Source organism: Chryseobacterium sp., from assembly GCF_008831505.1.
GTDB lineage: Bacteria > Bacteroidota > Bacteroidia > Flavobacteriales > Weeksellaceae > Marnyiella.
Genome location: NZ_CP044507.1, coordinates 2661134 through 2674967, shown reverse-complemented (window position 1 = coordinate 2674967; position 13834 = coordinate 2661134). Strand labels below are relative to the sequence as shown.

Sequence of the window (13834 nt, the reverse complement as noted above, 5' to 3'; positions counted from 1 at the left end):
TATGATCACTTATTTTTTTGAAGAAATTGAGCCTGTAGAAATCAAACAGGAGATTGTTCCCTGGTTAAACCGACTGATTACTCTTGAAGGTTATAAGGCTGGGAAGATCAATTATATTTTTTGCGATGATGAATATCTGTTAAAGGTAAACCGTGATTTTCTGGATCATGACTACTATACTGATGTGATCACGTTCGACTATGTAAAGGGTAAAACAGTTTCGGGTGAGATTTTCGTATCTTTGCCGCGCATTTCTGAAAACGCAGATTTATTGAAGTCCAGCTTCTTAGATGAACTTCACAGAGTGCTCGCACATGGTATGCTCCATCTCTGCGGATATAAGGATAAAACTCCTGAAGAACAGGAAGAAATGACAGCCAGGGAAAATCATTACCTGGCTTTGCTTAATGAAAAATAAGCATTTAATTCACCCTATGTTTCACGTGAAACATTAATATGATTTTATGATTACAGACAAATATGATGTAATAGTGGTGGGCGGTGGTCATGCTGGCTGTGAGGCCGCGGCGGCCGCCGCTAACCTGGGCTCTAAAACCTTACTTGTTACGATGAATATGCAGACCATAGGACAAATGTCCTGTAATCCGGCTATGGGAGGTATTGCAAAAGGACAGATCGTTAGAGAAATAGATGCATTAGGTGGGTATTCCGGTATTGTAGCCGATAAATCGGCTGTGCAGTTTAAAATGCTGAACCTGTCCAAGGGTCCGGCCATGTGGTCACCACGCACGCAAAACGACAGGATGATGTTTGCGGAGGAATGGCGCATCGCACTGGAGAATACGCCAAACCTGGATTTTTTTCAGGACATGGTTAAAAGCCTTATTATTGAAGACCATAAAGCTGTTGGAGTAGTAACTTCCTTGGGAATATCTATCCGGGCACACGCTGTCATACTTACCAATGGAACATTTTTAAACGGTCTGATCCACGTAGGCGACAAACAGTTGGGTGGTGGCCGTATGGGCGAACCACGTGCATTTGGTATTACAGAGCAGCTAATTGCACTTGGCTTTCAGGCGGGCCGGATGAAAACCGGTACCCCACCACGTGTAGACGGCCGGAGCCTCAATTATTCGGTTATGGAAGAACAGAAAGGAGATGAAAATCCGCAAAAATTCTCCTATACAGACACTCCTAAACTTACCCGTCAGCTTAGCTGTCATATAGTTTACACCAATGAAACCGTGCACGAAATTCTGCGCGAAGGCTTTGACAGGAGTCCGATGTTTAACGGTACCATTCAAAGTACCGGACCACGATACTGTCCCAGTATTGAAGATAAGATCAACAGGTTTGCTGAGCGTACAAGACATCAACTGTTTGTAGAGCCAGAAGGTTGGCGGACATGCGAGATCTACGTAAACGGTTTCAGCTCTTCCCTACCCGAAGATGTACAGATAAAGGCAATGAGACATATACCCGGCTTTGAAAATGTGAAGGTTTTCCGTCCAGGCTATGCTATTGAATATGATTACTTCCCACCTACCCAACTGAACCATACGCTGGAGACAAAACTTATTTCAAACCTGTATTTTGCCGGACAGATAAACGGCACTACAGGGTATGAAGAAGCGGCCGGTCAAGGCTTGATGGCAGGTATTAATGCACATAACAAAGTGCATGGTAAGGACGAATTCATACTGCAGAGGGATGAAGCGTATATTGGTGTCCTAATAGATGACCTGATCACAAAAGGTACAGAAGAACCTTACAGGATGTTTACATCACGTGCAGAATATCGCTTATTGTTAAGGCAGGACAATGCCGATGTGAGGTTAACAGAGAAAGGATATCATTTGGGGCTGGCCAGTCTGCAACGCTTACAAGCAGTGGAAGAAAAAATATCGAAAAGCAGCGAACTTGAAGCATTCCTGAAGGAATATTCACTAAAGCCCGGCGTAATCAACCCGGTTCTTGAAACGATAGCATCTTCACCTGTAGATCAGGCTTACAGGGCAGCTCAGATTCTCACCCGTCCCAACATGAGTCTGGATAAACTGGAGGGTATTCCAGGTATAAAAGAGGTCAGCTCACTATACAGCGATGAAGTACGCGAACAGGCGGAAATTAATATAAAATACCGCGGTTATATTGAAAAAGAGAAGGAAAACGTTGCAAAACTCAACAGATTGGAAACAATAAGGATTCCTGCAGATTTCAGTTATGACGGTATTACATCCCTTTCAGCTGAGGCAAAGCAAAAACTGAATAACATCAGACCTAAAACCATTGCGCAGGCCTCACGAATCAGCGGAGTCTCACCAGCAGATATCAATGTCCTCCTCATCTACTTAGGAAGATAATCAATAAATGTTTCACGTGAAACAATAAAATTAATCAATGAAGATAAAGGATCATTTCCTGACCGGTGAATCATTTACAATAGAGCCAACTGAGATTGACGGTGTATTACAAACTAAACCTGTTCCAACAGACATTGCTCCATACTACGAGAGTGAGAAATATATTTCGCATCATCAGGATTCAGGTAGTTTAAAAGAGAAAGTATATAAACTTCTCCAGAAATTTAATCTTAACTATAAGCGCAATATTGTGGCTGCGGAAGTTCCGCTAAAAGGTAAACTTTTGGACTACGGATGTGGTGCAGGCGAATTTATTAAGTTCATCAGGGAAGATTTTTCAGTTCTGGGTTTTGAACCAAATCAAGCTGCCCGTCAGGCAGCGGTTCTGAAAAACGGGGAGCATTCTGTAATTTCAGATTTATCAACAATTGCTGATCAGAGTTTAGACGTGATCACTCTTTGGCATGTTTTTGAACATATAGAAGATCAGAAGGAAATATTGCAGCTGTTCTATAAAAAACTTCAGCCCGAAGGCGTACTGATTATTGCAGTTCCCAATCCCGCTTCATTTGATGCTAAATATTATAAAGAATTTTGGGCGGCCTGGGACGTACCCCGGCACCTGTTTCATTTCACTCAGAGAGGAATGAAAAAGTTAATGGAAAGTCACAACTGGAAAGTGCAAAAAGTGAAACCACTCCTACTCGACTCGTTTTATATTTCTTTACTGAGCGAAAAATACCGTAAGTCACCCTTTTTCTGGGCTCAAGGAGCACTTATCGGAGCGATTTCCAATTTTAAGGCCTCAAAAAACGGCGAATTTTCAAGTTTGATATATATTATCAGAAAAAAATAGAAAATCGATTTTAGACCTATTACAGAACGTCAATTTTTGCTAAAAAATTAATTTTTTGAGAAATTCATGCAGTTACGATAGAAGATAAAGCTGAATACATTTTGTGTATTGCAGTAAGGCAGAAATGAAATTGAAAAAAAGGTGCTCCCCATTTGGAGACCACCTTTGCATATTTAAATGTAACTAACTAATTATTGATTGCCCGTATACCAGGCAACTCTTTTCCTTCCAAACTTTCAAGCATCGCCCCACCACCGGTGGAAACATAACTTACTTTGTCATCATAGCCAAACTGCTTCACAAAAGCCACGCTGTCTCCTCCACCCACAAGTGAAAAAGCACCGTTACGTGTAGATTCTGCAATGCTGTCGCCGAGAGCAACCGTACCCGCAGAAAAATTTGGCATCTCAAAAACGCCAATAGGGCCATTCCACAAAATCGTCTTTGAATTTAAGATTACGTCGTGGATCAGATCGCGGGACCTCGGGCCTGCATCGAGTCCCATCCAGCCCTCAGGAATCTCATAAATATCGGTTTCCTTCCGCTCGGCATCATTATTAAATTCATCAGCAGCTATCACATCAACTGGCAGAAAAACCTTTACATTTTCCGCTTCTGCTCTTTTAAGAATTTCCAGTGCCAGATCCATTTTATCCTCCTCCACTACCGAAGAGCCAATACTGCCGCCCAAAGCCTTTACAAAGGTAAAGGCCATTCCGCCACCTATGATCAGATTATCCACGGCAGGAAGCATATTCTCTATTATTGTAATCTTAGAGGAAACTTTGGACCCGCCGATAATTGCTGTTACCGGCTTTTCCCCTTTCTGCAGCACCTTTTCCACAGCTTCAATTTCTTTAGCCATTAATAAACCGAAAAATTTCGTTGAAGGAAAATATTTAGCGATTACAGCTGTGGATGCATGCTCTCTGTGTGCAGTTCCAAAAGCATCATTGACGTAAGCATCTGCATATTTAGCCAGCTTTTCTGCAAACTCGGCACTACCGGCTTCTTCTTCATCATAAAAACGAAGGTTCTCAAGCAACAGGATATCTCCCGGCTTCAGCTCACCTGTCATCCGTGTTGCATTATCCCCCAGACAGTCATCACAAAACTGAACTTTCCTTCCGAAAACCGCTTCAATCTCAGGAACAATATTTTTAAGTGAAAATTCTTCTGAGACTTTGCCCTTTGGTCTTCCCAGGTGGGTCATCAGTATCACGGAGCCACCGTCGTTCAGGATTTTATCCACTGTTTCTTTTGCAGCTACTATTCTCGTGTTGTCTGTCACTTTCAGATCAGCACTCTGCGGAACATTGAAATCTACCCGAACCAGGGCTTTCTTGTCTTTAAAGTTAAAATCGTTGATTGTTTTCATAAATCACCCTGTTTTGAGTTTCACAAATTTAACATTAATTCGGAGGATGGAAAATTAAAAAAGATTTAAAATTCCCCAATCCCCAAAGTCTCATTTTATCTACAATATATTCTGTTTAAAAAAAAATAATATGAGTACTGTTGTTGTAGTTGGGGGAATTGGGGAGAAAAAAACACGTATTATTTGGCCACACAGAAACGTTCCTTTAATCACAGATTAATCACAATATTATTCTGCTTGCAGACAGAATGTTAAGTAAGTTATCCGCAAATGTTAGCAGTTTCATGAATTCATCTTTATTAATAGTTCCGGTATTGGCAAATTGCTATTGAGTGCAGGTAAACTTCAAAATAGTTTTTGGTCTGTTTTCAAAATATAATTTCCATTAACAAATTAAGTGAAGCTGCAAAGCCTTTTTTCTGAGGAGTTATCAACAGCTTTTCCCAAAGTGTTCACACCATACCCTGATTTCTGCATTTCAACCGTTAAAGTGGCGCCAATGCTCGGTAGTCTCCGGTATTTTATGCGGTACCGGCGGGTATTTATATTATTAATCCTAAATTTGTAGTCATTGCACATTATATAAAAAGACATGAAGAAAATAGCTATAGCGTGTGACCACGCAGGATTTGAATATAAAGAGATAATTAAAAAGCACTTTGCTGACCGTTGTGATATACAGGATTTCGGGACAGATTCTACTGAGTCTGTTGATTATCCGGACTTCGTGCACCCGGCAGCGGACTCCGTGGAAAGCGGTGTTAACATCTTGGGAATACTGATTTGTGGCAGTGGAAACGGTGTACAGATGTCTGCGAACAAGCATAAAGACATCCGGTGTGCCCTATGCTGGATGCCGGAACTGGCTGAACTGGCCCGAAAACATAATAATGCCAATATGATTGCCATACCTGCCCGTTTTATTGCTGTTGAACTTGCCATTGACATCATTGAGAAATTTCTTAGCACGGAGTTTGAGGGAGGCAGACATGAAGGCAGAGTGGCGAAAATAGCCTGCTGCTAATCTTGTATAACCTCTTCACACACACAAACTATGGCAAAACGTAAATACATTTCCTCAAAAAATAATCAAAAACTTCAGGAAATTGGTAGGACCATTCTGCAGTTTATGAATAAGCAGTCTTCAAAAATTTACAATTATAAGCAGATTGCGGACGGTATTGATTTTAAGAATCCGCGTCAGCGGGAACTCGTTGTGCAGGCATTGCATAAACTTCTGGCCGACCAGCGGATTGAAGAAGTCTCCAAAGGAAAATACATCATTAACCTCCGGATCGAAGGTACACTTACCGGAATTATAGATTTCAACCAGAGCGGAAATGCCTATGTGAATGTGGAAGAGCTGGACGATGACGTTTTTATTCACTCCAAAAATGTTAAAGATGCTCTGCAGGGGGATACTGTGGTTATTGTAACCTACCAGTATAAGGGTAAAAAGATGGAAGGTTCTGTGGTAGAGGTCACGCACCGCAAACGTACCGATTTTGTAGGAACCTTTGAATACATCCCTCATAAGGAATTTGGTTTTGTTGTATCCGACAAGAAGAATTTCAACACCGATATCTTTGTTAGGAAAGACAAATTCAACGGTGCCAAGCATGGCGATAAAGTTGTGGTGAAGATGATTGGCTGGCGCCCCGGTGACAAGAACCCTGAAGGCGAAATAACCCAAGTATTGGGCGCACCCGGCGAGCATGAAACAGAGATACACTCTATACTCGCCGAATACGGTCTTCCATATGAATTTCCCGAAGAGGTTGAACTGGAAGCAGATGCCATAGACCGTGAGATCAGGGATGAGGAGGTCGCAAAACGGTGGGATATGAGAAATATCCTCACCTTAACTATAGACCCAAAGGATGCCAAGGATTTTGACGATGCACTTTCTATCCGGAAACTGGAGAATGGTAACTGGGAAATTGGAGTGCATATTGCCGATGTATCGCATTATGTACGTCCCGGTACCCGCCTGGATGATGAAGCGTACAGCAGAGCCACCTCTATCTATCTGGTAGACCGCGTTGTTCCAATGTTACCGGAAGTATTGAGTAATGGCGTCTGTTCATTGAGACCTAACGAAGATAAGTATACTTTCTCTGCTGTATTTGAAATGGATGATCAGGCAGAAATCCGGAAAGAATGGTTCGGACGTACCGTAACCCACTCCGACAGAAGATTCACCTACGAGGAAGCCCAGGAAAGAATTGAAACCGGACAGGGAGAGCTTGCAGAGGAAATTCTGACCTTTGACCGCCTTGCTAAAATACTGAGGGCTAAAAGAATACGCGATGGAGCGATTACATTTGACCGAAGTGAAGTCCGCTTCAACCTAGATGAAAACAACGAGCCGGTAGGTGTTTATTTCAAGATAAGCAAGGATTCCAACCATCTCATTGAAGAATTTATGTTGCTGGCCAACCGTAAAGTTTCGGAATTTGTTTCACTGAACAGAAAGGGTACACCCACAAACAATACATTTATCTACCGTATCCACGACGATCCTAATCCCACCAAACTGGAGGCACTGCGTGATTTTGTATCTACCTTCGGCTATAAAATGGATCTGGCAAACACCAAAAAGGTTACGGAAAGCATGAACACACTTTTGCAGAAAGTGAAAGGGAAGCCGGAAGAGAATATGATTGAGACCCTGGCTATGAGGTCCATGAGTAAAGCGGTCTATTCCACCAATCCTATTGGCCATTATGGACTGGGATTTGAGTATTATTCGCACTTTACCTCGCCTATCAGGCGTTATCCCGACCTCATTGCACACCGACTCCTTCAGCATTATCTGGATGGCGGAAAATCTCCCAACCGCAATGATGTGGAGGAAAAAGCCAAGCACTGTTCCGCTATGGAACGTCTGGCCGCAGACGCCGAGCGCGACAGCATAAAATTCATGCAGGTGAAATTCATGGAAAAGCACCTTGGAGAAACTTTCGAAGGTGTGATCTCCGGTGTAGCAGAATTCGGTTTCTGGGTACAGATTCCGGAGAACGGTGCCGAAGGTCTGATAAAACTTCGTGATCTTACCGATGACAGTTATTCTTTTGATGCCAGTACTCACGCGGTACGAGGCTCAAGGCACGGAAAGCAGTTCCAGCTGGGAGATAAAGTGAAAATTAAGGTGATGAAAGCCAATCTTATAGCTAAACAGCTTGATTTTAAAATTGTAGATTAAAACTGCTGTTACCAAACTTTTAATTAGAATGGTAGAACTTATATTGTCAGCAGTAGGACTGGGAATAATGCTGAGTCTGGTATTTATCGGACCTATATTTTTCCTTCTTATTGAAACCAGTTTTTCAAGGGGGCCGCGCCATGCACTTGCACTGGATCTGGGTGTCCTGGTGGCTGATGTAATCTGTATTGTCGCAGCTTATTTTGCGAGTGGTGATTTGGTAGAAATCATTGACAAACACCCGGGATTTTACCGGATTACAGCGTTTATAATCCTCATATATGCGGTTTATATGATTGTTTCCAGAACCAAAATGCATCTTACAGGCGAAGAGAAAATGATCAGTCAGAATTATTTCAGAACCTTCCTGAACGGTTTCTTTTTCAATATTCTGAATATCGGTGTTGTACTGTTCTGGCTGGTAACGGTTATATCCGTACGAAATGCCTATCCGGACCTGGACGATTTTCTGCTTTACATGACATTGGTGATCGGCACCTACCTGGCCATAGATTTTCTTAAGATTACGCTGGCCAAACAGTTCCACAACAAACTGACACAGCGGCTAGCCAACCAGATACGCCGTGGTGTAGGTTTTATCCTCATAGGTTTCAGTATATTTATCTTTCTGCAGAGTTTCAAGATGTTCAATCAGTTTGATAAGCAACTTGAAGAAGCGGAAAGGAAGGAACAGAAAAGCCTTAAACTATGAGTAATATTTTATTCCCACCTTCCCTGAAGCCGGGTGACCGCATTGCGGTTATCTCTCCCGCAGGAACGGTGACTGAAGAGCAACTGAAAAAAGGACTGGCTTTAATTGAAGCCAACGGTTATGAAGCCGTTCCCGGTAAACATCTTTATACAGATTACAGGCATGGCTATAATTTTGCCGGTACTGAACAGCAGAGAGCTGAAGATATAAACTGGGCCCTGAACAGCGAAGACATCTCGGCTGTCTGGACTTCGCGCGGCGGCTACGGATGCCAACATTTACTGCAGCATATTGACCTGACGAAATTCCTCCAAAAACCCAGGTGGTATATTGGCTACTCGGATAATACAGTGATCCAAAGCTACCTTCTGCAGCACGGATTTGCCTCCATACATGCCCAAACCATCAAGACTTCGGGTTTTGGTGTTTCTGAATCCGGCTATTCCTTGACCTTTGATATTTTGAAGGGTAAAATCCCCGATTACGATATTGATGTTAATCCCTATAACCGACCCGGTACGGCGGAAGGATTGCTAGTAGGTGGAAACTTGGCGCTCATATATGCGCTGATGGGTACAACCTACTCCTTCAACTTCGAGGATAAAATTCTTTTCATTGAGGAAATTGGCGAAAAATACTACGCTTTGGACCGAATGCTTATGGCTCTGGAACTAGCAGGCGTTTTCAGCCAGATTAAAGGTCTTATTATTGGTGGAATGACTCTGATGGAGGATGAAACCGAAAACCCGAATTATGAGGACAGTTTTGATGATTTTTCCTTTCAAGTCATCGCTCACAGAATAAAAAAATATGATTTCCCCGCCATTTTCGGGTTTCCCAATGGTCATATTTTTGACAACCGCCCTCTGATCATCGGTGCACATGTCTATATGAGCGCCGGAGATGAGGTGAGCGTGAAAATGAATAATTAGATACGATGGCAGATCATAATGACTTCGGAAAACTGGCAGAGGAGCTTGCAAAAAGTTACCTTCAGGATAAAGGGTATCAGATCAAAGATTCCAATTTCCGCTATCAGAAAGCTGAGATTGATATTATTGCATACTACAACGGTCAGATTATCATGGTTGAGGTAAAAGCACGGGCCAATGATGTATTCCTGGAGCCTCATGAAGCCGTGAACCGCAAAAAAATCCGGCTGATCGTAACGGCGGCAGATGAGTATATGAAAAAAAATAACCTGGACGAAGAAGTTCGTTTTGACATCATCTCAGTACTGCCGGACCCTTCCGGCAAACTGCAAATTACCCACATAGAAAGCGCGTTCGAAGCGATGGACGCTAATTAGGATGATTTTATGAAAACAGCATTTATTACCGGTGCAACTTCCGGAATTGGCAAAGCTACTGCTACCCTACTTGCAAAAAACAATTTTCGACTGATATTGTGCGGCCGCCGGACGGAGGCGCTTCAAACTGTTAAATCAGAACTTTCACATTATACGGATGTTCATACTCTTTGCTTCGATCAGCGTAACAGAACTGAAGTTGAAAGTGCAGTGAAAAATTTGCCGGATCTCTGGAAAAATATTGATATTCTGATCAATAACGCAGGCAACGCACATGGACTTGACACGCTTGCTGAAGGAAATGCGGACGATTGGGATGCGATGCTGGACGGAAATGTAAAAGGGCTGCTCTATGTATCCCAACAGATTATCCCAGCCATGCAGCAGCAGAAATCCGGACATATCGTAAATATTTCCTCTGTTGCTGCCCGGCAGACCTATGCAAACGGGGTGGTATATTGTGCCTCAAAAAAAGCGGTTGACGTAATTTCAGACGGCATGCGTCTGGAACTCACCGGATTCGGTATAAAAGTGACCAATATCCAGCCGGGTCTGGTAGAAACTGATTTCTCAAAAGTGCGCTTCAAAGGTGATGAGGAAAGGGCCGCTGCTGTTTACCAGGGTTACAAAGCACTTGAACCCGGAGATATTGCAGATGCAATCCTGTACTGCATCAGCACTCCTGCGCACGTGGCTGTCTCCGACCTGACTATCTATCCCAGCGCCCAAAGTGAGCCGCGTACCGTTTTTAAGAATCTGTAAATATCCAATTAATCATGAAAATCCTCCACCTGGAAACCTCGTCCAAAAACTGTTCTGTAGCCGTCTCGGACGGTAAGGAGCTGCTTTGCCTTTGCGAAGAACGGTCGGACAACTACAAACAGTCAGAAAGTCTGCACACTTTTGTGGAATGGGCATTGGAAGGTGCAAATATTACACTTAGGGATCTGGACGCTGTTTCCCTGGGTATGGGACCGGGTTCATACACTGGCCTCAGGATAGGTGCCTCTGCTGCGAAAGGTTTCTGTTTCGGCCTGCAGATTCCGCTTATTGCCGTAAATTCCCTGGAAACGATGATTAAGCCCTTTTTAGGCACTGATTATGATCTGATCATTCCAATGGTCGATGCAAGGCGTATGGAGGTTTATACAGCCATCTATGACGGTCAGAGCGGGAAAGAGGAGCAACCCACCTCCGCACTTGTGCTCGATGAGTTTACTTTGAATAACCTGTCTGATAAAAAAATCCTTATTGTAGGCGATGGTGCTGCCAAGGCCAAAGATATATTAAATCTTCCTAATGCCGAGTTCAATGATTCCGTTTACCCTTCAGCCCAATACCTGACAGATGAATCGGTAAGGAAGTTTAATGCCGGCGAATTTGAAGATGTGGCCTACTTTGAACCCTTATATCTTAAGGATTTCCAGGGTGTGAAAAGGAAAGGTGTAAATTAGAAATTCATTAAATAACTAAAAGCGAAATTGAACCTTCGCTTTTAGTTATTATTTTCTGACCGGTACATTTTGTTTCTTTTGCTGTGCCTCAGTACTCATAACCTCATTTCCCATTTCCATTTGCAGCTGTTTCTGTTCCAACAGATGGTTTTTCTGTACTTCCTCCTGAGTGGGAACCGCGGCTTTGGGTGTTGCCGGTACATTGTTTCCGGCTTTTAGAACGTTACCTTTTTCGTCTGTCATCTGCATCTTCAGGTCGCTTTTCAGCCATTTCAGCATTTCCCTTGCTTTCTCCCCTTCCGCTGAATTCTCATAGTTGAGGGCAATCTGTTCCAGTTGAAGGATCATGACCTCTTTACCGCTTGTTTTTCCTGCAATCATTGCATTCAGCAGCGAAAACTTAGGTACAAGTGCATCCTTTGGAAACCGGGCCAGTGACTCCTCCACCAGTTGCCGGCTGGCATCAAACTGTTCACCCTGATAAAGCGCAAAGGACGTCTGGTAGGCATTTTCGGCCTCCGGATTGGATTTCAGGAAATTGCTGTTCCGTGGATTTCGCGCAAATTCTGCGTACGAAGTGTATGGATAATCGGTGAGCAGGATCTGCTTCGCCCTTTCGGAAGCAGCAGGATTATCCTCATAATTCATTGAGAATATCTCGTAAAGTGCCTGCAGCATTATCTTTTCTTCCGGCTTTTTATCAACAAGATCATACAGTGTTTTCGTAGCCAAGGGGGTATTGGAAAAATAGTCGTCGTACATGATTCCCATTCCCAGAGAAGCCGTGTCACGGGCAAATTTCAGCTTTGTAAGTGAAGCCTGGTCCCTTGGGATCTTTTCAATGTAGAAAGACGTTTCAAAACGGCGGGGATCTGCCACTGATGTAAGGCCCAGTGCTTCATTTTTTTCATCTTCCAGTGACGACATTTTAGCAGAATAACGCCAGTTATCGGCCAGACTGCGGGTACCCCATATATTTTTAAATTCAGAAGATCCTCTGGAAACAGCACCGGTATTTGCGAAGTAAAACCCCTTTCCTGCCGCGCCAAAATTCTCAAATGAACCGTTTCCGGAGGCAAATACCGAATTTGAAGAATAATCGCCGGTATCAAAACCCTTTGTCCTTTCCGCACGAACCCTTTCACGTTCCATAGCATCTTCTTTCGCCTTCAGGTCATCAATATATTTGCTGAAATAGGTGATGCGGTCTGCATCGTTCATTGCTGCAAGTGCAAGCATACTGTCGTTCTTACGCACCAGATAATAGTTTCGTGCAAGTTTTTTGATGTTGTTGGTCTGCTCCTGAAGCAAGACCCTGGTGGGTTCATAGGTCATAACGCTAACCGCCGAATCATAATACGCTCCTGCTGCAATATATTCGTTGTCATTCAGGTATCCGCGACCTATTTCGTAATAACTGAGGCCCCGAATCTGCGGATCGGAAACCTTCTCAGCCAGTGACTTACGGAAATAATCCTGTGCCTCAGCCTTCTTACCGGCATTGGCAGCCATGAGTCCCAAGGCATAGTAAAACTCGTTCTTTCGGGAAGCGTAGGTACCTTTCTTACTTATTCCTTCCAGATATTTTCGGGCACCGCTGTAATCATCCTTACTGTTATAGGTCTTGGCGATTTCTACCTGGGATTTTACTTCAAATTCAAAGTCATTGGCATATTTGTAGGCAGACTCAAAGCTTTCCCGGGCCAGAGCCGATTTGCCCAGTTCGGCCAGGACCTGCCCACGCAGATAGGCAATCCGGCTTTTCAGTTTGCGGTTGCTGTTCACTTCAAATGCGCTTGACAGTTCTGCCACGGCAGCCTCTTTTTTTCCGGCTTCCAAAAGTGATTCTGCATAATAAATGCTTAAGAGTTTCCGGTAATCCTTCTTTAAATCAGAATTCTTCAGGCCGGCAAAAATCTCGTGCGCTTTAAAATGATCATCCATCTTTGCATAGGCAAGCCCCTGATAGATTTTAGCCAGGGGTAAACGTTTATCTTCCCTCATCTTGACCATCAGGGTGCTGAGCGCGTCCAGCGCCTGAAGATTTTTACCCATATAGATCCGTGCCTGAGCAAGTGTGATGTAGGCATCAAATATTTTATCATTTTTCTCCTGACCGTCCCGTATTACCGAATATTTATCTATGGTTTTAAGTGCCTTAGCTTCAGCTATTTCAAGTATGGTTGCCCCCTTAGCTTCCCCGGCAGCGTTGGCGGGCAGCGCGGATCCCGGTTTGCGTCCTGCACTGGACTCCGCAAATGCAGCAGACTGTCCGATGTCGCTGCCTACAGGCTGTTCCTCATAAGTGAGGATATTGATATAAGGTGCATAGAAGTTGTCCTTATGGGCGTTGCTGCGCTCGGTAAACTCTGTATTCAGTGCGTCCTTTGCATTAAACAGTGTATTGTATTCTGTCCTGAAACCTGAAAGGAAGCGTGAACGCTTTTCGGGTTTCTTGGCAGCGCAGGCCAGGAGCACCGAGGCCAGAAAAATATAGGAAACAGTCTTTCTCATTGCAGTATTATAACTTGATAACGTGCATTTTATTGTTAGGATGCACCGTCATATGTCTGTAAAATTAGCGAATATTTAT

At 43.5% G+C, this 13834-nt stretch carries 12 protein-coding genes; 10 read left to right on the top strand and 2 right to left on the bottom strand.

Annotated features, from left to right (window positions below; genetic code table 11):
- The first annotated feature begins 1 nt into the window (after position 1).
- Genes ybeY through F7R58_RS12550 form a run of 3 tightly spaced genes read left to right on the top strand, consistent with a single transcriptional unit; the run spans position 2 to position 3183 of the window.
- On the top strand, positions 2-418 hold the full coding sequence (gene ybeY / locus F7R58_RS12560; protein WP_158065287.1) for an rRNA maturation RNase YbeY: 417 nt from the start codon (positions 2-4) through the stop codon (positions 416-418).
- A gap of 46 nt (positions 419-464) precedes the next feature.
- A complete protein-coding gene (mnmG, locus tag F7R58_RS12555; RefSeq protein ID WP_158065285.1) occupies positions 465-2327 on the top strand; it encodes a tRNA uridine-5-carboxymethylaminomethyl(34) synthesis enzyme MnmG in 1863 nt (620 codons plus the stop codon).
- A 37-nt stretch (positions 2328-2364) separates the two neighbouring features.
- On the top strand, positions 2365-3183 hold the full coding sequence (locus F7R58_RS12550) for a class I SAM-dependent methyltransferase (protein WP_158065283.1): 819 nt from the start codon (positions 2365-2367) through the stop codon (positions 3181-3183).
- 187 nt (positions 3184-3370) lie between these two features.
- On the opposite strand, the gene F7R58_RS12545 is transcribed toward F7R58_RS12550, so the two are convergent.
- Positions 3371-4561 carry a phosphoglycerate kinase gene (locus F7R58_RS12545; protein ID WP_158065282.1) on the bottom strand — a complete coding sequence of 397 codons (1191 nt, stop codon included), beginning with the start codon at positions 4559-4561 and terminating at the stop codon, positions 3371-3373.
- A gap of 592 nt (positions 4562-5153) precedes the next feature.
- On the opposite strand from F7R58_RS12545, the gene rpiB reads away from it, so the two are divergent.
- From rpiB to tsaB, 7 genes are read left to right on the top strand one after another with little or no spacing between them, the layout of a single operon-like run.
- Positions 5154-5585, top strand: coding sequence for a ribose 5-phosphate isomerase B (rpiB, locus tag F7R58_RS12540; RefSeq protein WP_158065280.1), 432 nt, complete (start codon positions 5154-5156; stop codon positions 5583-5585).
- 30 nt (positions 5586-5615) lie between these two features.
- Positions 5616-7766, top strand: a complete 2151-nt coding sequence (rnr, locus tag F7R58_RS12535) for a ribonuclease R (RefSeq protein WP_158065278.1) — start codon at positions 5616-5618, stop codon at positions 7764-7766.
- A 28-nt stretch (positions 7767-7794) separates the two neighbouring features.
- A complete protein-coding gene (locus F7R58_RS12530; protein ID WP_158065277.1) occupies positions 7795-8478 on the top strand; it encodes a LysE family translocator in 684 nt (227 codons plus the stop codon).
- Complete coding sequence (locus F7R58_RS12525) at positions 8475-9410, top strand: LD-carboxypeptidase (protein WP_158065275.1); 936 nt, start codon at positions 8475-8477, stop codon at positions 9408-9410. Before F7R58_RS12530 ends, F7R58_RS12525 begins: the two co-directional genes overlap by 4 nt.
- 5 nt (positions 9411-9415) lie before the next feature.
- Positions 9416-9787: a YraN family protein gene (locus F7R58_RS12520; RefSeq protein WP_158065273.1), complete on the top strand. Its 372-nt coding sequence runs from the start codon at positions 9416-9418 to the stop codon at positions 9785-9787.
- Positions 9788-9796: 9 nt separating this feature from the next.
- Complete coding sequence (locus tag F7R58_RS12515) at positions 9797-10549, top strand: SDR family NAD(P)-dependent oxidoreductase (RefSeq protein ID WP_158065271.1); 753 nt, start codon at positions 9797-9799, stop codon at positions 10547-10549.
- A gap of 14 nt (positions 10550-10563) precedes the next feature.
- Positions 10564-11241: a tRNA (adenosine(37)-N6)-threonylcarbamoyltransferase complex dimerization subunit type 1 TsaB gene (gene tsaB, locus F7R58_RS12510; RefSeq protein WP_158065269.1), complete on the top strand. Its 678-nt coding sequence runs from the start codon at positions 10564-10566 to the stop codon at positions 11239-11241.
- A 48-nt stretch (positions 11242-11289) separates the two neighbouring features.
- Here tsaB and F7R58_RS12505 read toward each other — a convergent pair whose 3' ends face one another.
- Entirely contained in the window at positions 11290-13755 is a 2466-nt protein-coding gene (locus F7R58_RS12505; RefSeq protein ID WP_158065268.1) for a tetratricopeptide repeat protein, read from the bottom strand.
- Between the last annotated feature and the right edge of the window lie 79 nt (positions 13756-13834).

Coding starts and splice junctions, on each gene's coding strand:
- ybeY (WP_158065287.1), top strand. CDS start 2: ATGATCACTTATTTTTTTGAAGAAATTGAGCCTGTAGAAATCAAACAG.
- mnmG (WP_158065285.1), top strand. CDS start 465: ATGATTACAGACAAATATGATGTAATAGTGGTGGGCGGTGGTCATGCT.
- F7R58_RS12550 (WP_158065283.1), top strand. CDS start 2,365: ATGAAGATAAAGGATCATTTCCTGACCGGTGAATCATTTACAATAGAG.
- F7R58_RS12545 (WP_158065282.1), bottom strand. CDS start 4,561: ATGAAAACAATCAACGATTTTAACTTTAAAGACAAGAAAGCCCTGGTT.
- rpiB (WP_158065280.1), top strand. CDS start 5,154: ATGAAGAAAATAGCTATAGCGTGTGACCACGCAGGATTTGAATATAAA.
- rnr (WP_158065278.1), top strand. CDS start 5,616: ATGGCAAAACGTAAATACATTTCCTCAAAAAATAATCAAAAACTTCAG.
- F7R58_RS12530 (WP_158065277.1), top strand. CDS start 7,795: ATGGTAGAACTTATATTGTCAGCAGTAGGACTGGGAATAATGCTGAGT.
- F7R58_RS12525 (WP_158065275.1), top strand. CDS start 8,475: ATGAGTAATATTTTATTCCCACCTTCCCTGAAGCCGGGTGACCGCATT.
- F7R58_RS12520 (WP_158065273.1), top strand. CDS start 9,416: ATGGCAGATCATAATGACTTCGGAAAACTGGCAGAGGAGCTTGCAAAA.
- F7R58_RS12515 (WP_158065271.1), top strand. CDS start 9,797: ATGAAAACAGCATTTATTACCGGTGCAACTTCCGGAATTGGCAAAGCT.
- tsaB (WP_158065269.1), top strand. CDS start 10,564: ATGAAAATCCTCCACCTGGAAACCTCGTCCAAAAACTGTTCTGTAGCC.
- F7R58_RS12505 (WP_158065268.1), bottom strand. CDS start 13,755: ATGAGAAAGACTGTTTCCTATATTTTTCTGGCCTCGGTGCTCCTGGCC.